The 20173-nt window shown below is 66.0% G+C and carries 16 protein-coding genes; 8 read left to right on the forward strand and 8 right to left on the reverse strand.

The genetic code is table 11. The annotated features are described in order from the left end of the window. Positions 1 to 229 precede the first annotated feature (229 nt). Positions 230 to 1114, forward strand: coding sequence for a carboxypeptidase regulatory-like domain-containing protein (locus CHINAEXTREME_RS04825; protein WP_238593347.1), 885 nt, complete (start codon positions 230 to 232; stop codon positions 1112 to 1114). Positions 1115 to 1821: 707 nt separating this feature from the next. On the opposite strand, the gene glmS is transcribed toward CHINAEXTREME_RS04825, so the two are convergent. Beyond that, positions 1822 to 3630, reverse strand: coding sequence for a glutamine--fructose-6-phosphate transaminase (isomerizing) (gene glmS, locus CHINAEXTREME_RS04830; protein WP_007141345.1), 1809 nt, complete (start codon positions 3628 to 3630; stop codon positions 1822 to 1824). A gap of 364 nt (positions 3631 to 3994) precedes the next feature. Then, positions 3995 to 4723, reverse strand: a complete 729-nt coding sequence (locus tag CHINAEXTREME_RS04835; protein WP_007141346.1) for a helix-turn-helix transcriptional regulator — start codon at positions 4721 to 4723, stop codon at positions 3995 to 3997. Between the two features lie 359 nt (positions 4724 to 5082). Here CHINAEXTREME_RS04835 and CHINAEXTREME_RS04840 point away from each other — a divergent pair, with 359 nt between their 5' ends. The 4 genes from CHINAEXTREME_RS04840 (at position 5083) to CHINAEXTREME_RS04855 (ending at position 10632) form a co-directional block, all read left to right on the forward strand. Beyond that, a complete protein-coding gene (locus CHINAEXTREME_RS04840) occupies positions 5083 to 6516 on the forward strand; it encodes a nucleotide sugar dehydrogenase (protein WP_007141347.1) in 1434 nt (477 codons plus the stop codon). 78 nt (positions 6517 to 6594) lie between these two features. Further along, entirely contained in the window at positions 6595 to 7674 is a 1080-nt protein-coding gene (locus tag CHINAEXTREME_RS04845; RefSeq protein ID WP_007141348.1) for a DUF354 domain-containing protein, read from the forward strand. Positions 7675 to 7681: 7 nt separating this feature from the next. Beyond that, positions 7682 to 8650 (forward strand): glycosyltransferase, encoded by a 969-nt coding sequence (locus CHINAEXTREME_RS04850; protein ID WP_007141349.1) that lies wholly within the window; start codon positions 7682 to 7684, stop codon positions 8648 to 8650. Further along, the gene (locus tag CHINAEXTREME_RS04855; protein WP_007141350.1) at positions 8647 to 10632 is read left to right on the forward strand and encodes a glycosyltransferase family protein; all 1986 of its coding nucleotides are present in this window, start codon (positions 8647 to 8649) and stop codon (positions 10630 to 10632) included. The genes CHINAEXTREME_RS04850 and CHINAEXTREME_RS04855 overlap by 4 nt, the downstream gene beginning before the upstream one ends. A gap of 131 nt (positions 10633 to 10763) precedes the next feature. On the opposite strand, the gene CHINAEXTREME_RS04860 is transcribed toward CHINAEXTREME_RS04855, so the two are convergent. Both CHINAEXTREME_RS04860 and CHINAEXTREME_RS04865 read right to left on the reverse strand, forming a co-directional pair. Continuing rightward, positions 10764 to 11339, reverse strand: a complete 576-nt coding sequence (locus CHINAEXTREME_RS04860; protein ID WP_007141351.1) for a metal-dependent hydrolase — start codon at positions 11337 to 11339, stop codon at positions 10764 to 10766. Continuing rightward, entirely contained in the window at positions 11339 to 12328 is a 990-nt protein-coding gene (locus tag CHINAEXTREME_RS04865) for a DUF1616 domain-containing protein (RefSeq protein ID WP_007141352.1), read from the reverse strand. Before CHINAEXTREME_RS04865 ends, CHINAEXTREME_RS04860 begins: the two co-directional genes overlap by 1 nt. 390 nt (positions 12329 to 12718) lie before the next feature. On the opposite strand from CHINAEXTREME_RS04865, the gene CHINAEXTREME_RS04870 reads away from it, so the two are divergent. Then, on the forward strand, positions 12719 to 13315 hold the full coding sequence (locus CHINAEXTREME_RS04870) for a DUF7344 domain-containing protein (RefSeq protein ID WP_029601416.1): 597 nt from the start codon (positions 12719 to 12721) through the stop codon (positions 13313 to 13315). A 31-nt stretch (positions 13316 to 13346) separates the two neighbouring features. Here the strand turns inward: CHINAEXTREME_RS04870 and CHINAEXTREME_RS04875 are convergent, their stop codons facing one another. Both CHINAEXTREME_RS04875 and CHINAEXTREME_RS04880 read right to left on the reverse strand, forming a co-directional pair. Then, on the reverse strand, positions 13347 to 13883 hold the full coding sequence (locus tag CHINAEXTREME_RS04875; protein ID WP_007141354.1) for a hypothetical protein: 537 nt from the start codon (positions 13881 to 13883) through the stop codon (positions 13347 to 13349). Positions 13884 to 14031: 148 nt separating this feature from the next. Then, entirely contained in the window at positions 14032 to 15759 is a 1728-nt protein-coding gene (locus CHINAEXTREME_RS04880) for an asparagine synthetase B family protein (RefSeq protein WP_007141355.1), read from the reverse strand. 242 nt (positions 15760 to 16001) lie between these two features. On the opposite strand from CHINAEXTREME_RS04880, the gene CHINAEXTREME_RS04885 reads away from it, so the two are divergent. After that, positions 16002 to 17330, forward strand: coding sequence for a polysaccharide deacetylase family protein (locus CHINAEXTREME_RS04885; RefSeq protein ID WP_007141356.1), 1329 nt, complete (start codon positions 16002 to 16004; stop codon positions 17328 to 17330). Between the two features lie 56 nt (positions 17331 to 17386). Here the strand turns inward: CHINAEXTREME_RS04885 and CHINAEXTREME_RS22405 are convergent, their stop codons facing one another. Together CHINAEXTREME_RS22405 and CHINAEXTREME_RS04890 are read right to left on the reverse strand one after the other, a co-directional pair. Next, complete coding sequence (locus CHINAEXTREME_RS22405) at positions 17387 to 17509, reverse strand: hypothetical protein (RefSeq protein WP_274520344.1); 123 nt, start codon at positions 17507 to 17509, stop codon at positions 17387 to 17389. Between the two features lie 148 nt (positions 17510 to 17657). Continuing rightward, positions 17658 to 18680 (reverse strand): glycosyltransferase family 2 protein, encoded by a 1023-nt coding sequence (locus tag CHINAEXTREME_RS04890; protein WP_007141357.1) that lies wholly within the window; start codon positions 18678 to 18680, stop codon positions 17658 to 17660. A 184-nt stretch (positions 18681 to 18864) separates the two neighbouring features. Between CHINAEXTREME_RS04890 and CHINAEXTREME_RS04895 the strand changes: the two genes are divergently transcribed. After that, positions 18865 to 20169 (forward strand): polysaccharide deacetylase family protein, encoded by a 1305-nt coding sequence (locus CHINAEXTREME_RS04895; RefSeq protein ID WP_010546406.1) that lies wholly within the window; start codon positions 18865 to 18867, stop codon positions 20167 to 20169. Positions 20170 to 20173: the final 4 nt, after the last annotated feature.

The following is a 20173-nucleotide window of genomic DNA, read 5'->3' on the forward strand; positions in this document are numbered from 1 at the left end:
CGTGTCTCGTTGCCGTCCGGATCCAACGAGGGTGTCGATCCGACCGCTCGAGTCCGAGACTGGGTGATCCAGACGGGAAATCGAACGGTGTGGCACTAACCGAGGGGGTTCGATAATGCGCCGAAACGTCCAACGACAGCGATCGAAGACCCGGTCGATAACGTCGACGGTCCAGGTTTTGCTCACACTCAGCGGAGTCGTTCTTCTGGTAGCCGGACTGGCCCTCGCCGTGAGCGGGGCCTCCGTCGGCAGCGCCTTCGGAGCGGTAAACGACGAGTGGAACGACCAGGGATGGGGCAGCGACGGCGACAACGACGGCGACAGTACTGCGGAAACGGACGAAGAGACGGACGTCACGGACGGCGAAGACGAAACGGCGGATGACGACGGCACCGGGGACAGCGATGAAGACGGGGGCGTTGACGGGAACGACGGAACCGATAGCGGAGACGACGAGCAAGAGGACGATGAAAACGGGGGAAACGAAGGTGACGGGGACGATAGCGACGAACAGGACGGGAGCGACGACGGAGACGATAGCGACGAACAGGACGGGAGCGACGACGAGCAAGAAGAGGACGACGGTTACGCCTTGACCGCATTCGTCGAGGACGAGGACGGGAACTCGATCGACAACGCGACCGTCGAACTCGAGGACGAGGACCGTGAGGTCCACACCGACGACGGCCAGGCGGAGTTCGACGACCTCGCGGACGGCGAGTACGAACTCGTCGCCGACGCCGACGGGTACGAACAAACGCGAGAGACGGTCGAGATCGACGGCGACGACGAGGTGGTCCTGTTGACGCTCGCGTCGGCGGACGAGGACGAAACGAACGCGCTAACCGTGCTCGTAGAGGACGACGACGGGAATTCGATCGACGGCGTCGCCGTCGAACTCGAGTCGACCGACGACCCGCTTCTCGGGTCGGGCGAGCAGCGGGAAGCCGAGACTGACGACGGACTCGTCGAGTTCGAGGACCTGGCGGACGGCGAGTACGAGATCACCGCCGGCGGAGCGGAAGACGAGTACGAGGAGACACGGGAGATGGTCGAACTGGACGGCGACGACGAGGCGGTTCTGCTGACGCTCTCGGAAGCCGAGGACGACTAGAACGGTCACGAACGGGAGAACGGAGCTTACGGATTCACTCTCGCCCTGTTCGCTCCTCGGTTCCGACGTTCTGTCGGAACACTCGTCACTCACGGAAAGGGCGGGATTCTCTCGCGGAATCAAGCTAGCGGACTCCGGGACCGCCGCTATATTTCGACGGGAACGACTCGAGCGGCAGTGAGTCGATCGTTCCCGATCTCTTCTTCCCGGTTCACGGGCCGATTCTCCGAACCCAGCCAATCGACAGTCGTCAGTGACTGGAACAGTCCCAGTCACGAAGCGGGACGTCCGCGAGCCGTGCCGGACGCTCCGTCTGAAAACCGGTCGGGATGTGACGGCCCGATCCGTGGCAATCGACCGCGTGACGACGTGTAGTGGCTCTCCAGTCGAACCACTGTTCTGTGGGAATCCGATCGTGGTGCCGACATCGCTTTCCCGCCCGGCCTCGTTCCGCTGCGGGACAGCGATCCGGAGCTACCGGTGTCTCGGCGGGAATCCCTTCGCGTAGGGGTGCACCCAGTGTCCGGACTCGAAGCGGATCGTGCGGCAGACTTCGGGAACGCTGGACTCGAGGACGAACGCCGGAACGGTATTCGTGCGGGAGTCTCGGATGACGTGTGACCGGCCGTAGTACAGCAGCGGCCGTACTTTAACGGGAACGCGAGGAAAAGTGCGTCAGGAACGGGTGAGCCGGCTCGGTCCCGTCCTCATTCGACCGTGACGCTCTTCGCGAGGTTGCGCGGTTTGTCGATCGGTCGATCGAGTAGCTTCGCGGCGTGATAGGACAGCAACTGGAGCTGGACGTTCGCGAGCAGACCCGCCCAGACCGGGTGGGTGTCCGGAACCCGCAGATGTGCGTCGGCGATCTCGATCAGTGGATGGTCGTCGGGACCGACCGCGACGATCGGCGCGCCTCGAGCCTGGGCCTCGATCGCGTTCGTCTTGGTCTTTTCGTCGTCGCCGCCGGTGTAGACGGCGAAGACCGGCGTCTCCGGCGTCACGAGCGCGAGAGGGCCGTGTTTCAGCTGTCCGGAGGCGAACCCCTCGGCGTGTTCGTACGTGATTTCCTTGAACTTCAGCGCGCCCTCGAGTGCCACCGGGTGGCCGAACCCGTTCCCGATGAAGAAGTACGAGTCGCTGTCGAGGTACTCGCGCGCCAGGGATGTGGCACGTCCCACCTCGAGCACGCGCTCGACGTGCTGGGGCAACTCCTCGAGGGCCTCGAGCATCCCGTCGCGGTCCTTGACCGGCGTGGCGTCCGGGACGTCCGCCGCGAGCCGCTGGGTCAGCAACGCGAGCGTGACCGCCTGCGAGGAATAGGTTTTCGTCGCGGCGACGCCGACTTCGGGACCGGCCCGGATGTAGATCGCGTCGTCGGCTTCCCGCGCGGCGGTCGATCCGACCACGTTCGTGACCGCGAGGGTCCGTGCGCCGCGGCTGGCCGCCGTCCGGACCGCATCGAGCGTGTCGGCGGTTTCGCCGCTCTGGGTGACCGCGACGGCCAGCGTCCCGTCGTCGACCGGTCCCGCGTTCGTCCCGTACTCGCTCGCGCGGACGACTTCGGTCGGAATCCCGGCCGCCCGCAACAGTTGCTCGCCGTCCATCGCGGCGTGATAGGAGGTGCCGCAGGCGACGAACTGGACCGACTCGACGTCGGCGAACGAACCCGGCGCCAGTCCCTCGAAGGCGACGTCGCCGTCCTCGATCCGACCCTCGATGGTGTTCGCGAGCGCCGTCGGCTGGGAGTGGATCTCCTTGTGCATGTAGTGGTCGTACTGTCCCTTGCCAGCGTCCTCTGGATCCCAGTCGACGGTGTCGACCGCGCGCGTGACCGGGTCTCCCTCCAGGTCGGTGATACGGTAGGTGTCGGGCTCGAGCACGACGAGGTCGCCGTCCTCGAGGTAGATCACCTCGTCGGTGTGATCGAGGAACGCGGGGACGTCGCTCGCGAGGAACCACTCCGAGTCGTCCAGTCCGAGGACGAGCGGCGACCCTTTCCGTGCTGCGTACACCCGCTCCTCGCCGTCGACGATCGCGGCGATGGCGTAGCTCCCCTCTAGCGTCTCGACGGCCCGGCGGATCGCCCCCTCGGTGTCGCCGGTTTCCTCGCGGTACTCGTCGATGAGGTGTGGGATCACTTCGGTGTCGGTGTCGCTCTCGAACTCGTGGCCCTTCTCCCGCAGCGTCTCCCGGAGTTCGTCGTAGTTGTCGATGACCCCGTTGTGGACGACCGCGACGTCGCCTGCGGTGTCGGTATGCGGGTGGGCGTTTTCCTCCGTCGGCGGGCCGTGGGTGCTCCAGCGGGTGTGCCCGATGCCGATGTTCCCGCTCGGCCGGGTCTCGAGCGTCGACTTGAGGTCGTCGACCTCGCCCGACGTCTTGTGGACCTTCACGCCGGATCCGTTCTGGACGGCGATCCCCGCCGAATCGTAGCCGCGATACTCGAGGTTCTCGAGCCCGGAGAGCAGCGTGTCGGCCGCGTCTCCGGAGCCGACGCGTGCGATAATTCCGCACATCAGCCGTTCACCACCGTTCGCGGGAGCGAACCGCCGGCTGCCGCGTCGACTCGGTTCGGTACCGTCCGTCGGGATGGCGTATCGTTCCGTATCATTGTTGTCACCTGCCCGCGCCGTCGTCCGGTACGGGACGGGCGGGTCTTCACTCACACCGACAGGGACAACGGGCATTACTATACGACCGATAAGACCGTCGCTATCGGCCGTATAATACCGAATACCGTTTCATCTCGTGCAACGTTTCGCCGCAGTCGCGTCGGAACGGGAGCGGGCTTCGATGGCCGGGGTTCGAAGCTACGTGGGTGCCGGATACCGGTGCGTATCGACGGACAAGGAGTGGAGTGCCCGCCTCCGCGCGGCGGGCTCACGTCAGCGGGTTCTCGAGGTCGTCGGACCCGGTATCCGAATCGTGGGTGGGTTCGTCGCCGTCGGCGGGATCGACTTCGGATAGACTGATGACGTTTTCCCGGCCGACGGACCGTTTCTCGATCCGCCCGTCGGCGTGCATCTGGGAACAGATACGGCTGACTTTCGACTTCGACCAGCCGGTTTCGTCCGCGATCCGGTGTTGGCGGATACGCCCGCCGTGCTCGACGAGCAGCCTGACGACGTTCCCTTCGTCGCTCAGGAGGTCCGGCGGCGTTTCGGGCGAGATGTAGTGTTGGTGGTGGTAGTTCTGGTCGTGATCGTGGTCGTTGTCGTACTCGGTCCCCCAGCGATGATCGTCACGTGAGTCGGACGTGTCGTGTGATCGGTTCCTCTCGCCCGAGTCGTCGCTTTCCTCCGTCCGCAGCCAGCACGACGGGTCGCGGACGTCGTCTTCCGACAGTAACTCCGCCGCTCGGAGGCCGACGAGGCCGCTGATGAGAAGGAACAGAACCGCGATCAGGGCCGCCTCCCACGACGACGCCAACTGGAACGACTGGAACGGCATCCGCCGGGACGGGGCTCCGATGACGTGATCGCCGCTCGCGAGAACCGACACGACCCAGTGGGTGTCGTCTAGCCGAATCGCTGCCGGGTCGGCGTCGGTCCACGTGGTGGCCGACGACGTGAGGGCGGCTCGGACTCCGGTCGGGGCGTTTGATACCATCGTTAGTCGCGGTTCCGTTGCGGTCGACGGGCCGAGCGGGTGGATCGCGTGAGATCGTGCCCGCCGACCGCATCGGCGATTCCCGCTATTCCCTCTTCATTATGGACTCCTACAGACGGGTTTAACACCGTTCTAAACGCTCGAGACTGCCGATCTTCCGAACACCCGGTATCTCCCCTCGAGAGCCGTCCGAGCGCGGAACGACCGTTCGATGCGAGCGCTGCAACCGTTTATTCGCGGTATAGTAAACGGCCCCCCTCGTTTTGGAAGGATCGAGGAACGCCCCGGCGATCCGGGGCGGCGAAACAGAACCTACCGTCGTACCCGATCGTGCGACGGCCAGCGACAACGTCTCAGCTATGACCACAACAATAAGCGATACCGAGAACCGAGCGGACGAGCGCGAGAGCGACCGAAAGGGGAACGCGAGCGGGTCCGTCCCGGACGATACGGGGTCGCGTTCGCCCCTGGACCGCGACGCGGGAACCGAGACGACGGCAGCGACGACGCGCGAGGCGACGATCTGTGTCGTCGGGCTCGGATACGTCGGACTCCCGCTTGCCGTCGGCTTTGCGGAGTCGAACTACCGCGTGATCGGCTACGATGTCGACGACGAGACCGTCGAACGCCTTCGGTCGGGCGTCGACACTACGGGCGACCTCTCCGACGCGGCGGTTCGCAACGACGCCATCTCGTACACGTCCGACGCGAGCGAGATCGCCGAAGCGGACTACGTCATCGTCACCGTGCCGACGCCGATCGACGACGACGATCAGCCCGACCTCAGTTACGTCGAGAGCGCCGGCCGAACCGTCGGCTCGAAGATGAAACCCGGAACGACGGTCGTCCTCGAGTCGACCGTCTACCCGGGGTCGACCCGCGAGGTGCTCGTGCCCGCCCTCGAGGACGCGTCCGGGCTGACTGCCGGCGAGGACTTCTTCGTCGGCTACTCCCCGGAGCGTGCGACGCCGGGCGATCCCGACCACGGGCTCGAGGACGTCGTCAAGGTCGTCGGTGCACAGAACGAGAAGGTCCTTGAGGACGTGGCGGGACTGTACGAATCGGTCGTCGACGCGGGCGTTCATCGCGCGCCGTCGATCGAGGTCGCCGAGGCCGCAAAGGTCGTCGAAAACGCCCAGCGCGACCTCAACATCGCGTTCGTCAACGAACTCTCCATGGCGCTCGAGCGGATGGACGTCGACACGCAGGCGGTGCTCGAGGCCGCCGGCACGAAGTGGAACTTCCACGACTACCGTCCCGGGCTGGTCGGGGGCCACTGTATCCCCGTCGACCCGTACTTCTTCGCACACCGGTCGGCCCGGGAAGGGTTCGACCCCGAACTCGTGCGCACGAGCAGGAAAGTGAACGAATCCGTCCCCGACCACGTGGCCGAACTGACGATCAAGGCGCTCAACGACTGTCACAAGACGCTCCGGGAGAGCCGCGTCCTGGTTCTGGGACTCTCCTACAAACCGGGCGTGGGGGACATCCGCAGTTCGAAAGTCGTCGACGTCGTCGACAAGCTTCAGGAGTACGACGTCGACGTCGAAGGGTTCGACCCGTTCGCCGCCGACGACGCCGTCCGGGAGGCGTTCGACATCCAGGTACAGGAACGGCTCTCGTTCGAGGGGATCGACGCCATCCTGCTTGCGACCTCGCACGCGGAGTTCGAGCGAATGGACCTCGAGGCGGTCGCCGCCGAACTCGAGGAGAATCCCGCGCTCGTCGACGTGAACGGCTGCCTCGAGAAGTCGGAGGCGATCGAGGCGGGGTTCGTCTACCGGAGGTTGTGAGTCGATGCGATCCCCGAAGGCGACCGCGAGCGTCGATCGTCGTCCGAACGCGACGGTCGATCCCGGAGGTGACTCGCGATGCGGATCGTGATCACGATCCAGCACCCGGGCCACGTGCACTTCTTCCGGCATCCGATCGAGGAGTTGCGGGAGCGAGGCCACGAGATCCACGTCTTCGCCCGCGAGAACGACGTCGCCGTCGAACTGCTGGAGGCGTACGGGATCGATCACCGGGTGCTGGCCGGCTCGTCGGATTCGCTGGTCTCGCTGGCGGCCGTCCAGGCCACCTACGAGGCGCGGCTGCTGCGACACGCGCGCCGGATCGATCCCGACGTCATCACGGCGATCGGCGGCGTCGCGGCCGCACACGTCGCGTCGGTACTGGGCACGAAGAGCCTCGTCTTCTACGATACGGAACACGCGACGCTCATCACGAGGCTCGGCTACCCCTTCGCGGACGTGATCTGTACGCCCTCGTGTTACCGCGAGGAGATCGGACCGAACCAGGTGACGTATCCGGGGTATCACGAACTCGCCTATCTCCACCCGGACCGGTTCGAGCCCGATCCGACCGTCCTCGAGTCGCTCGAGGCCGACGTCGACCTCGAGCCGGACGACCCGTTCGCCGTCGTTCGACTCAGCAACTGGGGGGCGTCCCACGACGTCGGCCACGGCGGCTTCGAAGAGCCCCGGGCGATCGTCGAGCGCCTCGAGGCGGCCGGCGCGGACGTCCTGCTCTCGGCCGAAGGGGAGCCGCCGGCGGACCTCGAGCCCTATCGGCTCGAGACGTCGCCGGACCGGCTGCACGACCTGCTTTCGTTCGCCGACGTCGTCCTGAGCGAGGGCGCGACCACCGCGGCGGAAGCGGCCGTCCTCGGGACTCCTTCGGTCTACGTGAATCCGCTGTCGCTGGGCTACACGACGGAACTCGACGCCGAATACGGGCTGTTGTTCGAGCACGACGGCGAGAACCGGCACGTCCGCGGGCTCGAGCGAGCGGCCTCGATCGTCGAGCGAACCGACGACCCCTGGCGGCGACGGCGGGAACGGTTGCTGGACGAGCGCATCGACGTGACGGCGTTCGTCGTTCGTCAGGTCGAATCGCTCGCTCGCACGCGTACGAGCGACGGGACGACGCCCGCGACCAACGCGGGCTGATCACGGCATGAAGGTGTTACAGCTGGCCACGTCGCCGCGGCCGTTCTTCGAGCAGCAGGTCGCCGCCCTCGAGAGGAAGGGCGTCGACTGTACGGTCCTCACCGCTCCCGGCGAGCACGAGGGCGACTCGTCACGGTCACCGACGGCGTACGCGAAGTTCTATTCGAAGGTCCTCGCCGAGGTCCGCTCGACGGAGTACGACCTGGTACACGCCAACTACGGCCTCGTCGCACCGCTCGCGGTCGCACAACCGGTCCGGCCGATCGTCCTCACGCTGTGGGGAACCGATCTGCTGGGCGAACAGTCGTGGCTCCGGTCGCTCAGCCGGTTCGGCGCCCGATGGGCCGACGCCGCGATCGTACCGAGCCGGCCCATGTCCCGCGAACTCGAGGTCGACCACGAACTGCTCCCGTTCGCGGTCGACACCGACCTGTTCAGGCCGATCCCGCGGGAGACCGCCCGCACGTGCGTCGGCTGGGAGTCGGACCGACCGATCGCGCTGTTCCCGTACGACCGCACCCGGGCGGTGAAGGACTTCCCGCGGGCGAAACGGATCGTCGAGCGCGCGGACGTCGACGTCGACCTCCGGCCGGTCTCCGGCGTCGCGTACGAGGAGATGCCCTACTACATGAACGCGAGCGACGTGCTTCTCGTCACCTCGCGCCGGGAGAGCGGCCCGATGGTCGTCAAGGAAGCGGCCGCGTGTAACCTGCCGATCGTCTCGACCGACGTCGGGTTCGTTCGCGAGACGGTCGACGGCGTGACGAACTGCGTCGTCGGCGACGATGACGGGGAACTCGTCGACGGCCTCGAGCGCGTTCTCGCGGACGGGAAGCGAACGGACGCCCGCGAGTCGATCGACGGGCTCGGACTCGATGCGTTCGGTGACCGTCTCGCCGACGTCTATCGGCGGGCGCTCGGTCGAACCGGCTGCGAAACCGATCGACCGGAAACCGCAGTGGGGGGAGGCGTATGAACTACAGGTCCCTGTCGGAGCTGCGACCGCTCCGGCTCGACACGGTCGCGGCGCTCTGCGGGCTCGTGATCGCCCTGGCCCTGTTCCCGCTGCGGTTTCTCGCGTCCCAGGTCTACCTCGATACGGTCCCGATACTCCTCGGTACGGCGTGCGTGCTGTACCTCCTCTCGCTGTACCAGGGAGAGGACGCCCGGGCCGCTCCGACGCTGCCCTCGAGCGCGACGATGGCGCTCCCCGCCGTCGTCCTCGCCGGACTCGCGGCGCTCGTGACGTTGACCGTGATCCAGGGATCGCGGACGCCCCTCTTTTTCGGGGCCGCGAGCGTCGTCGGCACGCTCCTGATCGCACAGATCGTCTTCGCGCGCGACGAGGAGTTCCACCCCGGGCTGTTGCTGCTCCAGATCGTCCTGTTCGCGGTCGTCTTCCGCTTTACTGCGCTGTACGTGACGCCGGGGTACGTCGGCATCGACATCTGGACCCACACGGAACTCGTAAACGCGATCCTGGAGGAACGCTCGCTCGGCGCGATCTCCGACGACAAACACTACGCGGCGCCGTTCTATCATCTCCTGGTCGCGTCGTCGGCGCTGCTGTACGACGTCCCGATTCGCCTCGCGGTGTACCTCTCCGTGGGCGTCGTGATGCCGCTCTCGGTCCTGCTCGTGTACGCGACCACGAACCTGCTCGTCTCCCAGCGGTGGGCCGTGCTGGCGGCGGCGTTCTACGCCCTCGCGAGCCACGTCTCGATGTGGGGGATCCACCTCATCCCGACGAGCCTCGGCCTGCTGTTCTTCCTCGCGATGCTGTACGCCCTGATCCGCGTGATGCGCATCGAGTACACCGTCCGGGACTTCTCGTTGCTGGTCCTGTTCAGCGTCGCCGTGATCCTCACGCATCAGGTGTCGACGTTCATCATGCTCGTGCTGTTGCTCGCCGCGTTCGTCGCCCAGCTCGTGTTCGTCGTCGGCCCGCTCGGGCTCACGCGGCTCGATACGAGCGTCTTCCGCGCGAAGAAGCCGGTCAACCTCGTGGGCCTCGTCGTGTTCAACTTCGGGCTGACGATCTTCGTCTGGTCGCTGACGCCGTACCGGCAGGATTCGTTCCTGGCGACCGTCCTGAGCTTCTTCACGCAGACGCTCGAGGACAGTGCCGGCTTCCTCAACATCGCGAGCGGGTCGTCCGACGGCGGAGCCGAGGCCGAGGCGGCGTCGACGGCACCCTCGACGTTGCTCGATCAGGTCGTCCCCTACGTCGACGCGCTCGGCTTTCTCCTCCTGCTGGGCGCGACGTTCGTCGGCTGCCTGTACGTCGTCCACAGGCGGCGGGCGGAGCAGTCGGTGTTTACGCTCCTGCTGGCGTCGGCGTTCATGCTCGTCTTCGTCCTCGGGTTCCCGATGTTCGGGATCCACAACTTCATTCCGAACCGCTGGTTCGCGTTCCTCTTCGCGCCGATGGCCGTGCTCGGCGTGATCGGGATTCGGACGCTCAGCGGGAACGTCACGACCGCGGTCGCGGTCTCGGTCCTGTTGCTCTTCGCCCTGGTCTTTCCGGGCGCGATGATCCTCGCACCCGAGAGCAACATCGACAACCCGGTGTTCTCGGACCACCACGAGCAACTCGCGTACGACGAATCCGAACTGGCGGCGGCGGAGTCGATCGCCGAGATGACTGGCTCCCCAAGCGGCAGCGAGATCCGTCCCGATCAGCGCCTCTACACGGACCATCCGTATCAGACGCTGTTCTCTCGAACCGGGGCGTACCCGTCGACGACGACCGCGACCGTCCCCGACGACGGCGCGGCGGACCACGAGTACGCGGTCTATCGAGCCGCGCAGTCGTCGACGGCGGTCTACTTCTCCGACGAGAACGGCGAGGGACGGATCGAACGGATCTCCGAGGAACGGCTCTGCCAACCGGACCAGGCGACGGTCTACACCAACGGCGAGGTGACGATGTGTACGCCCTCGCCGGCGTCCGGTTGATCGCTAGACGGACTCTTTCTCGCCTTCGTCGCCGCTCTTGAGTTGCTCCGATCGCTGCGGGGAAACCTCGGAACGCGCTCGCTTTTGAAAACGGGGCCCGCTGACCGACCGCTGATCGCCTCGAGACGCGTTTACCGGAGCCGATCGCGAACGAACCGCAAGCAGTCGCTGACGACCGGCGCGCCGTCGACGAGCCAGAGGGCGACGATCGAGAACCCGGCGGCGAGCTGGAGGGCTACTGCAGCCGACAGACCGCCGTCGAGGAGGTGGTTCGCGTACCGGGAGAAGTAGACGACGAAGTGGTCGAACAGACCGCCGTGATCGCCCGCAGGCGACGATGCAAGCGGCCAGAGGAGCACTCGAGGCTCCGGTGGTCGTCCCGACCGCATCGGGTTGAACACGTCGGTGACGAGGTGCGAACCGTACGCGAGCGAGAACGCACCCGCGAGGATTCGATCCCCGTATCGGTCCGCCGCGACGAGGGTCGCCAGACAGACGAGTGGGACGACGAACGCGGAATGGCCGATCGCGTAGCCGGTCTCCGTGACCCCGTACGTCCAGGCGAGGGGTTTGTCGACCAGATCCGGGAGCTGTGAGCCGATCGCGATGGCGATCGTCTCGGCGGCTGACGGCGACCGCCGGAGGAAGACGTTCGTCGTCAGCGAGTAGAGCCCGTATGCGACGAGGAGATGTTCCCAGGGCCACATCATTCGACCTCGATCGGGAGCGTCACGACTCGGTACGCCTCCTCGGGGGTGGGATCGGCCGGCGGTTCTCCCTCGTACAGGAGCAGCCGCAAGCGCAGATCGTCACCCGACATCGTCGGATCGATCTCGAGGGTCTGCCGGGCGCTCTCCCCGTCCGGAACCGTCGTCCGCTGTCTGTCCAGTTCGTCCCGCTCGTGGACGGTCACGCCGCCGTCCCCGTAGCTCACCTGCTCGAGGGCGACCACCGTCGTATAGGTTCGCTCCTCGCGTTCGTGGTTCGTGATCGTTGCCTCGAGCTCCTGGGGCTGGGAATCGATTTCGTAGGTCGAGTCGTACATCGTGTCGGTCTCTCCCGTGACCGCTTCCGTTTCGATCGAGAACTCGGTGAACCCGTCGTGTTGGGGGGGACTGGCGAGCGCGAAACCGGCGCTGAGAACGACCAGCACGAGGCCGACCGCGATCGCCGCGTTGTACGGCCCCACGTTACGCCGCTCGTAGAACGAACTCCGCGAGTCGAAAAACGGTGAGGCTGACGAGAGGGACGGTGTGAACCGTCTCTCGGGCTCACAGCGGTATCGAGAGAGGATCGCGATCACGGCGAGTCCAGCTGTCAGCGCCGAAATCCCGAGGAGCACCTGATCGGCAATCAAACCCCCAGGGGTTGCGGACGCGAAAAGGGCAACTGCCGGGACGAGTGCGACGCTGAACACGATCGAGAGGACGGTCCGTTCGACCCCCTCGAGCCCCCCGCTTACCAGCAGGGGGTTTCCGAGGCCCGTCTTCCCCTCGTCGAAAGCCTGATAGTCGTCGGTCGGCCCGTCCGGAAACATCGCCGAGACGAGCGCATATCCCGGGAGAAAGCAGACGAGCGGGATCGTCAGCAGTATCCGTGCAACGCCGCCGGCGCCGGCGACGACGGCGAGCGTGAGCCCCCCGACGGCCGCGACGACGAGCGCCAGATCGAAGAACCACCAGTCTGTGTCGCTCATTTGCTCGTATCGACGGGCGGATGGGGGTTTATTATCGCTCCGGTAAACGCGGCTCGGCCGGGGCCGTTCGACGGGCGTCTGACTGGTTTCTATCACAATCTCGATATAGATTGTCTCGGCCTGAATTTCGGTCCGTATGAACTATCTCAGTGAACGCAATTAACGGAAAATCTGGGATAGATTACGGATATTTGACGTCCATATAGAGGAGAATTAAGCCGGTTTTCCGATCGAGAGATATCGGATTTCAGACCCCAGAAACAGCAAATGCAGGGTTTAAAAACAAGAAAAAATACTCACGTGACAATTAAAGTCACGCAAATTGAACCAATCCGAGGGACACGGTTTCTATCCTTTATTACCCACTTCTCTTTAGGTGGAATCGGCGCGATGAAATCGAAATCTATCAAATTGGAAGAACAGTCTGACCGAGACGTTCCCCTCGAGAACGAGTCCGGCGACGACGAGTCCGCGTTCTCGAAGGACGAAATCTTCCACCTGCTCCAGAACGAACGCCGTCGGATGGTTCTCCGGTATCTGCGCGGTACCGACGGTCCCGTCCGCATGCGCGACGTCGCGGAGCAGGTCGCCGCCTGGGAACACGATACGACCGTCGAGGAGCTCTCGTCGAAGCAGCGACAGCGCGTCTACATTCCGCTCTATCAGTCTCACCTCTCGAAGCTAGACGAGGCCGGTATCATCGACTACCAGCAGGATCGTGGCATCGTCGAGCGAAAACCGCTCGCCGATCAGTTCGACGCCTACCTCGAGATCGAACCGGGCGAGGAGTCGACGGAGGAATCGGACGACGAGGGGGCGGAGCCGAACTGGGACGACTACTACATCGGCGCCACTGCCCTCTGTTACGTCCTCGTGTTCGGCGCGGTGATCGAACTCCCGTTCATGTCGATCCTGTCGGGCCTCGGGCTCAGCGCGTTGATCCTGTTCCTCTTTACAATGCTCACGATCACCCGCTTTATCGACTGAGGACGACGGTCGTGCTCGCCGATTCGCGCCCCTATACGAGCCCGGGTACGAGCCACGCAACGAACGTAGTCGTAACGAGCATTACCGTCATCGCGGTCAGAAGAGACGCCCAGACGAGAGCGATCGCGACGAACAGGACCACGATCGACAGGGTTCCGAACACGGCGGGGGAGAACGGATTTCGACCGGCCGCTCGCGATCTCGAGCGGTCGACGATGCCCTGTGCGTCGTCGAACTCGATGTCGCCGGACGCGTCGAGTGCGGGCAGTCGCGTTCGGTGGAGCCGTTCGTGGACGGCCGCCCACGTATCGATCGGCGGCTGAGCCGGTTCGACCAGTCGGTCGGTCACCTCGTCGACCGTGGCGGGCATCTGCATCCCCTCGAGGACGGCCAGTAACTCCTCGTCGGAGTCGGGAACGAACTCGCCTGCGTCTCTCGCTTCACTCGAGAACTTCCCTTTCGGGTCGTGATAGATGGCTACTTCCGGTTCCGTGGACGTCTCGTCGTCGCGACACTCCCCCCGAGAAGTGTCCGACGAAGAGCGCAACCACGACGGCGTCAGACGCATATTCCGGCCTATCTTCCCTTGGTATATAAGCATTTTCACGGTTTATATTTCTAAACCAAAATAACAGCCGCTTAGAGCGTCTTTCAGGACGAATTTGCTGATTCCGTATCGATAAGATACCCGTCACGTTCGAGACGCGATCGGGGGTTCACGCGAGGGTCGGATTGGTCGGCCGGAGCAGGAAGGTCACCCGCGATTTCGGGCCACCCCACCGATCGAACCACCGTCGAAGGTCGACGATTCGGAGTTTGTGTCTCGCGGGCAACTCGTGGACGTGCTCGAGATCGCCGAGCAGGCGGCGGTCGAAGTCGTGGCGCTCGAAGAGCGTCTCGCGGTCCGGCCACGGGGGTTCGAACGACGAGAGAAACGGCGTCTTCCGCCGGACGAATCCCTCGATCTCGTTGAACAGCTCGGTATCGTGCGGACGATCGGGGGGTCTGTGGCGCAGAATGTCGTCGTCCAGCCGCTCGCAGGCCCGGAGGAAGGTCTCGGTCGTCCGGTGGGCCGGCGGCGTCCGGAGGTGCCAGTCGATCAGTTCTCGGTCGGTCGCCAGGAACGACGTCACGAAGTGGTCGGACAGGTGGTCGTGGAAGGGGATCGAGGGCTGATTGGCGATGCCACAGCAGGTCAGGGCGTTCTGGACGCCGTCCGCCCGCGACCGGTTCGACGCGAACTCGTCGTCGATCGCGTCCCTGACGAACGTCTCCGGATCGACGTCCAGCCCCGTCCGCTCGGCCAGGTCATAGCTCGCCTCGCGGCTGTATCCGAACTTCTCGAGGAGGGTATCGACCGGGTCCGGATCGGGGTCGAGTCGCCCGAGCGGGACGGGCTTTCCGGCGATATCGACGGTCTCGCGTGCGGTGAAGTGACCGCGGAAGAACGTATCACAGAGGAGGCCGTGATACATCGTCTCGACGTCGATTTCGTCGGCATAGCCGGCGTGATGGATGTGAAGCGACTCCTTGATCCCCTGGGAGTATCGGGCCTTCGACTCGTCGGGCCGGAGGTAGCGTTCGTCCGGCGGGAACGCGGTGTGGGCCGTACCGTACTGGTCGGCGAGACGGCTGGCACCGACCACCTCCTGTGCGTCGGGCGCGCCGACGGTGTAGCTCCGCTCGAGGTCGGGGACTTGCGAGAGGATGATCCGCGAGTCGTAGCCGGCCGAGAGCAACACCCCCTTTCGGCCGGGGAGCCTCGAGCGGCGCTCGAGCGCCCGCTCGAGGCGGTTCGCGAGGTCGCCGACGTAGTCGTGGTCGTGATCGTGGTCGTGGTCGTGATCGTGATCCTCGCGCGGCCGATACACGAACCGATCGAGGGACTCGACCGTCGTCGGCGTGAGTCGCCCGTCCATCGGGAGCCGACGCAGTTCCTCGAGGGGCGTTTTCTCGCCCAGCGCCACTCCCAGATGGAGGAACTCGAGGACGCCGTCCCGATCGGGCGTCGGATCCGCGACCGTCTCCGCCACCGCGGCGGCGTCGGTTCCGAAGACCCGAACCCCGGGGTCGTCGGTGTAGAAACACCCGCGCGACCGGACCGGGTCGGTGGCGACGAACGCCTCGTCGGTCGCCTCGTGATCGAGCATGGCCAGGTACGAGCCGTTGAGGGTCGACAAGGCCGTCGTTCCGTCGTGCTCGTATCGCTCGAGGAGCCACCGGGCCGCGTTCGACTCCCCGTCGGGGACGTAGGATTCCCCCCAGACGACGCAGCAGCCGGCGTCGTCGCCGTACGCGTCGGTCCAGCCGGTAGTGCCGAGGTCGGGATCCCTGATCCCGACCGTGAGTCTCGATCCGGTGAGCACGACGTCGAACTCGTCGTCGTCTCTGAACCGGTCGAACGCCTCTCTGTCGCCGAATACGCCGAAGAGTTCCCTGTTCATCGTGTTCGTCGTCGACTCCGCCGCACGATGCGGCGCTTGCAGGCGACCCGACGGTCCGAGCGGGAGGCCGGGTGCCCGTATACGTCGCTCCTCTTCGACTCCGGCGGACGTCTCAATAACTATGGCATCGTTAAGCCCAAGAGCCGGCCTCTCGAGGCGGTTCGCGCTCCCCTGTGGCGTCCGTCGTCCCCGCCTATCGGCTCTATAATAATGGGGTGGCCGTCGGTAGCGTCGATCCGTCAATGTCACGAACGAACGCGACTCGACGACGATTCCTCGCGCTGTCGGGTGCCGCCGGTCTCGCCGGCGTCGCCGGCTGCGCGGATCGGCTCGAGTCGGTGACCGACTCCAGCGAGGACGCCGGCAACGAGGCGACCGACGATGATCCGTCGACTCCTGCGGCGCTCACGGACGGGGTTCCGCCGATCGAAACCGAGTACGACAGCCGCGAACGGTACCGACAGCCCGGCGAGTCGCTGGACGATTTCGGCGACCTCGACGCCTGGGAGGTCGTTCGGGGATCGGGCGAAGCCGACGAGGACGTCGTCTTCGACGGCGAGCAGAGCTTCCACCTCGAGTCCGACGGCCGTGAGACGATCGTCGCGGAGCGGTCCCTCGAGGAAACGGACCTGACGGAGACGGACCTGTCTGTCGCGATTCGGACGACGACGCCGCAGAACCTGACGGTCAATCTGCGGATCGTCGACCAGTTCGGGAGCGCCCGGGTACACTCGCTTCGGGAAGTCACGTACCGGACACCGGACGTCGGCTGGTTCCGGGCGAGCCCCGGCGTCTTCGAGGAGGACGAGCACGAACCCGCGATGGACCACCTCGACCGGCTCGAGGTCCACGTCCTCCACTCGATGGAGGAGGCCGAAGTCTGGATCGACGACCTCCGCCGTCACGAGAAACCCGATGGGGGGTACGTCGTGCTGACCTGGGACGACGGGTTCCGCGACTACTACGAGACGGCGTCGCCGCTGCACGACGAGTACGGATTCCGGACGGTCCAGGCGCCGGTTCCGCGGTGGACGGAGCAGGGACGCGACGGCGTCATGTCGGTCTCGGAACTGCAGGAACGCCAGGACGAGGGCGACCAGATCGTCGTCCACGGAACGCACGAACCGATCCACGAGTACGAGGACGAGTCGACGATCGAACGGCGACTCCGACAGGACAAGAGATGGTTCGTCGACAACGGCTTCGAGGGGGCGAACTATATCGTCTTCCCGCACAACAGCTTCGACAAAACGAGCCTCGAGCACGCGACCGGCTACCACTACTGCGGCGGGTTCAACCAGGCCGGCAACGTCAACACGACGAGCGTCCATGGATTCGATCCGCTGGCGCTCCCGCGGACGATCGGGCACGACCTCGACATCTCGAAGCGCTGTGTCGACCTCGCGGCGGCGCACAACCAGTGTACGATCCTGAACTTCCACGCGTTCGAGGCGGACAACACGATGTCCGAAGGCGACTACGAGGAGTTGCTGGCACACATCGACGAGGCCGACGTCGAGGTCATCACGTTCGACGACCTGTGGGAACTGCGGACCTCGAGACAGTCCTGAGCCCGTTTTGCCGACTGTTTCGCCGTGCCGAACTGTTGTGCTGTCCGAAACGGTAGTCAATTCTTCTCGCAGACGCCGTGACGCGCGTAACACCGACGGATCCGGTCGCCGGACTCGCGCTCGGCCGTCGCCAATCCCTGAAGCCCTCTGACGGTGTTGTAGAGCTGTCGAACGTTCACGTCGGTCGCTGCCGGACGGCCGATAATAGTTATCGAACGCTCAAGGCCGTTTCCGGCGGCCGCAACCGTATCCGACGACGATCGCGTCCGCGTCCCGCGCCTTCGCGGCTGCGTTTCGCTGACCGGTCGAACGCGACGACAGTACCGACTACGAGGGGTCTTTCCCGTCCGACTCGCCCGCTCCCGCGGGGCCGCCGAGTCGCGACCACCACAGCAGTCCCGCAGCCGCGGCGAGAAGGGTGGTCGCGACGAGCGGGAGCGGACGCCGCCTGATCCCGCCGGCAGCGGTCCAGCAGAGCCCGGGGACGTGTCGCGCCGACACCGACGCCCCGGCGAGGTGGCGACCGGAATGCAGCGTTCGCCCCTCGGCGAGGTACCGTTTCGCGAGGAGTAACCGGTGGGTCGAGCGGATCTCGTACCCCTCCGACTCGAACCGCTCGACCTCCGCCTCGTAGGCCGAGAGATACCGTTCGCTGGCTTCCTCCACGACGTCGGCCGGCGGGTGGCCGGTCTCGTCCCGGCGGACGAGGACCTCGTCGACGTAGGCGAGTTTCCCGCGCTCGAGCACGCGCAGACAGAACTCGGGGTCCTGGAACCGGTCCAGCGTCTCGTCGAAGCCGCCGACGGCCCGGGCGACGTCCGTCCGGACGAGCAGCGTCGAGCCGGCCCCCGGCTGTACGTTGTCCGCGAGGATTTCGGCCATCAACTGCTCGTCGCCTTCCCGGGTCGGCTCCGCGTCGCTGCGGGCGAGGAGGGATGCGACGGCCGAGCGGAGCGTCCCCTTGGCGCCGGACAGGTCGTACGCGGTGTCGCAGTAGGCGCCGACCCACTCGTCCGACCGGCCCTCGAGCGCCTCGAGCTGGTGCTCTAGTTTCTCCGGATGCCAGGTGTCGTCCGAGTCGAGGAACGCGACGTACTCGCCGCTCGCGTGTTCGATGCCGGTGTTCCGGGCGACGTTGGCGCCGCGGTTGGTGGAATGGGCGACCGGTACCACTCCCACGCCCTTCTCTTCGTAGGCCGAGAGCACCGATTCGGTTCCGTCCGTCGATCCGTCGTCGACGACGATCACCTCGAGGTCGTCGTCGATCGTCTGCTCGAGCGCGCTGTCGATGGCGCGCGGGAGCGTCTCGGCCCGGTTGTACGTCGGGATAACCACGCTAACGCGAGTCATTTTTCGGGGGTTCGAACCCCCGCGGGATTATTATCGCGTCGCTAAACGGCCGCTCGCGGTCACCGGACCGCCGTGGCGGGACGATTCGGCTCGAGGGTCGCCCGCCCGATCCGCGGGCCCGCGTCGAACCGACGCCGGACTAACGCCTGTATAAGAAAGGGCGGACGGTTCGTCCCGGCCGATGATGACGGACAGAACCCGACGATCGTTCGTGACCGCGGTCGTCTCGGCCGGTGCGCTCGGCAGCGCCGGGTGCCTCTCGAACGTTTCGGGCCGGGACGGCAGCAACGGATCGAGGCCGGCGGAATCGTCCCCGAACGCGGTGGAGGACGCCAACGGCGACGTCGACGGCGACGGCAACGAAACCGCCGCGGAGCGGCCCGACCTGCCCGGCGAGCGGATCGCTTCCTTCGAACCGCTCGACGACTGGGTGTCGATGATCGACGCCGGGACGCTCGAGGCCGCGACAGACGACCCGTACGCGGGGACGCAGTCGGCCCGGCTACGGGCCGACGACGCCGAGTACGCGGCCGTCTACACGACGAACCCGCACGGGATCGACCTCCGGGAGTCGAACCTCTCACTTGCGGTCAAGGCCGCCGAACGCGAACAGTTGCAGCTCACGCTCGAGTTGCTGGCCCCCGACCACCGGAACGCGGTGGCGTTGCGCCGGACGCTGATCGGCCCGACCGACAGGTGGGTGCGCGTCGACTTCGGTACCGGACGGGTCGAGGGAGAGCCGTCGCTCGCCGACGTCCGGGAGATTCGCCTGAGCGTCCGGCCCCGGGGCGATTCGACCGGCCCCGTCGACTGTCGGGTCGACGACCTCCGGGCGGTCGACCGGCCGGAGACGGGGAAGGTCCTGTTGCTGTTCGACGGGACCCTCGAGAGCCACCACTCGGTCGCGCTCGAGCGCCTGTCGGAGCACGGCTTCGCGGGCGTCGAAGCGATCATTCCCGAAGCCGTCGGCGAGACCCGGTCCGGCAGGCTCACCCGGGAGCAACTGGACGATCTGGCCGACGCCGGCTGGGACCTGGCGGCGCGACCGCGAACCGGGGCTCGATCGCTCGCCGACTACGCGCCCGACGAGCAGGCCGAACTGATCCGGCGGACGAAGGCCTACCTCGAGACGAACGGGTTCGAGGACGGCGCCGACTACTTCGTCGCGCCGCGGAACGTGGTCGGCCCGAACACGATGGATCTCGTGGAGGACCACCACGAGGGGGCGTTCCGCTTCGGCGGCGCGCCGAACGCCCTGCCGGTGACGGACCCGCACAACCTCGGGTTCTTCTCCGGCGCCGAGGGGGACGTGACGAAGGAGTACGTGGATCGCGCGGCCGAGTTCGGCCAGCTCGCGGTCCTTCACTTCGAACACGTCGGCGACGACGGCCTCTCCGAGCGGGCGTTCGCGGACCTGCTCGAGCACGTCGATCGGGCGGACGTCGACGTCGTCACCGCGACGGAACTCCTGGACCATGATCGGAACTGAACCC

The sequence above is a fragment of the Halobiforma lacisalsi AJ5 genome, assembly GCF_000226975.2.
Taxonomy (GTDB): Archaea; Halobacteriota; Halobacteria; order Halobacteriales; family Natrialbaceae; genus Natronobacterium; species Natronobacterium lacisalsi.

Bases quoted from the DNA above. Each gene is read 5' to 3' on its own strand.
- CHINAEXTREME_RS04885 (WP_007141356.1), top strand. From the start codon at position 16,002: ATGTCACGAACGAACGCGACTCGACGACGATTCCTCGCGCTGTCGGGT.
- CHINAEXTREME_RS04855 (WP_007141350.1), top strand. From the start codon at position 8,647: ATGAACTACAGGTCCCTGTCGGAGCTGCGACCGCTCCGGCTCGACACG.
- CHINAEXTREME_RS04860 (WP_007141351.1), bottom strand. From the start codon at position 11,339: ATGTGGCCCTGGGAACATCTCCTCGTCGCATACGGGCTCTACTCGCTG.
- CHINAEXTREME_RS04840 (WP_007141347.1), top strand. From the start codon at position 5,083: ATGACCACAACAATAAGCGATACCGAGAACCGAGCGGACGAGCGCGAG.
- CHINAEXTREME_RS04890 (WP_007141357.1), bottom strand. From the start codon at position 18,680: ATGACTCGCGTTAGCGTGGTTATCCCGACGTACAACCGGGCCGAGACG.
- CHINAEXTREME_RS04835 (WP_007141346.1), bottom strand. From the start codon at position 4,723: ATGGTATCAAACGCCCCGACCGGAGTCCGAGCCGCCCTCACGTCGTCG.
- CHINAEXTREME_RS04875 (WP_007141354.1), bottom strand. From the start codon at position 13,883: ATGCGTCTGACGCCGTCGTGGTTGCGCTCTTCGTCGGACACTTCTCGG.
- CHINAEXTREME_RS04850 (WP_007141349.1), top strand. From the start codon at position 7,682: ATGAAGGTGTTACAGCTGGCCACGTCGCCGCGGCCGTTCTTCGAGCAG.
- CHINAEXTREME_RS04870 (WP_029601416.1), top strand. From the start codon at position 12,719: ATGAAATCGAAATCTATCAAATTGGAAGAACAGTCTGACCGAGACGTT.
- CHINAEXTREME_RS04895 (WP_010546406.1), top strand. From the start codon at position 18,865: ATGACGGACAGAACCCGACGATCGTTCGTGACCGCGGTCGTCTCGGCC.
- CHINAEXTREME_RS04880 (WP_007141355.1), bottom strand. From the start codon at position 15,759: ATGAACAGGGAACTCTTCGGCGTATTCGGCGACAGAGAGGCGTTCGAC.
- CHINAEXTREME_RS04865 (WP_007141352.1), bottom strand. From the start codon at position 12,328: ATGAGCGACACAGACTGGTGGTTCTTCGATCTGGCGCTCGTCGTCGCG.
- glmS (WP_007141345.1), bottom strand. From the start codon at position 3,630: ATGTGCGGAATTATCGCACGCGTCGGCTCCGGAGACGCGGCCGACACG.
- CHINAEXTREME_RS04845 (WP_007141348.1), top strand. From the start codon at position 6,595: ATGCGGATCGTGATCACGATCCAGCACCCGGGCCACGTGCACTTCTTC.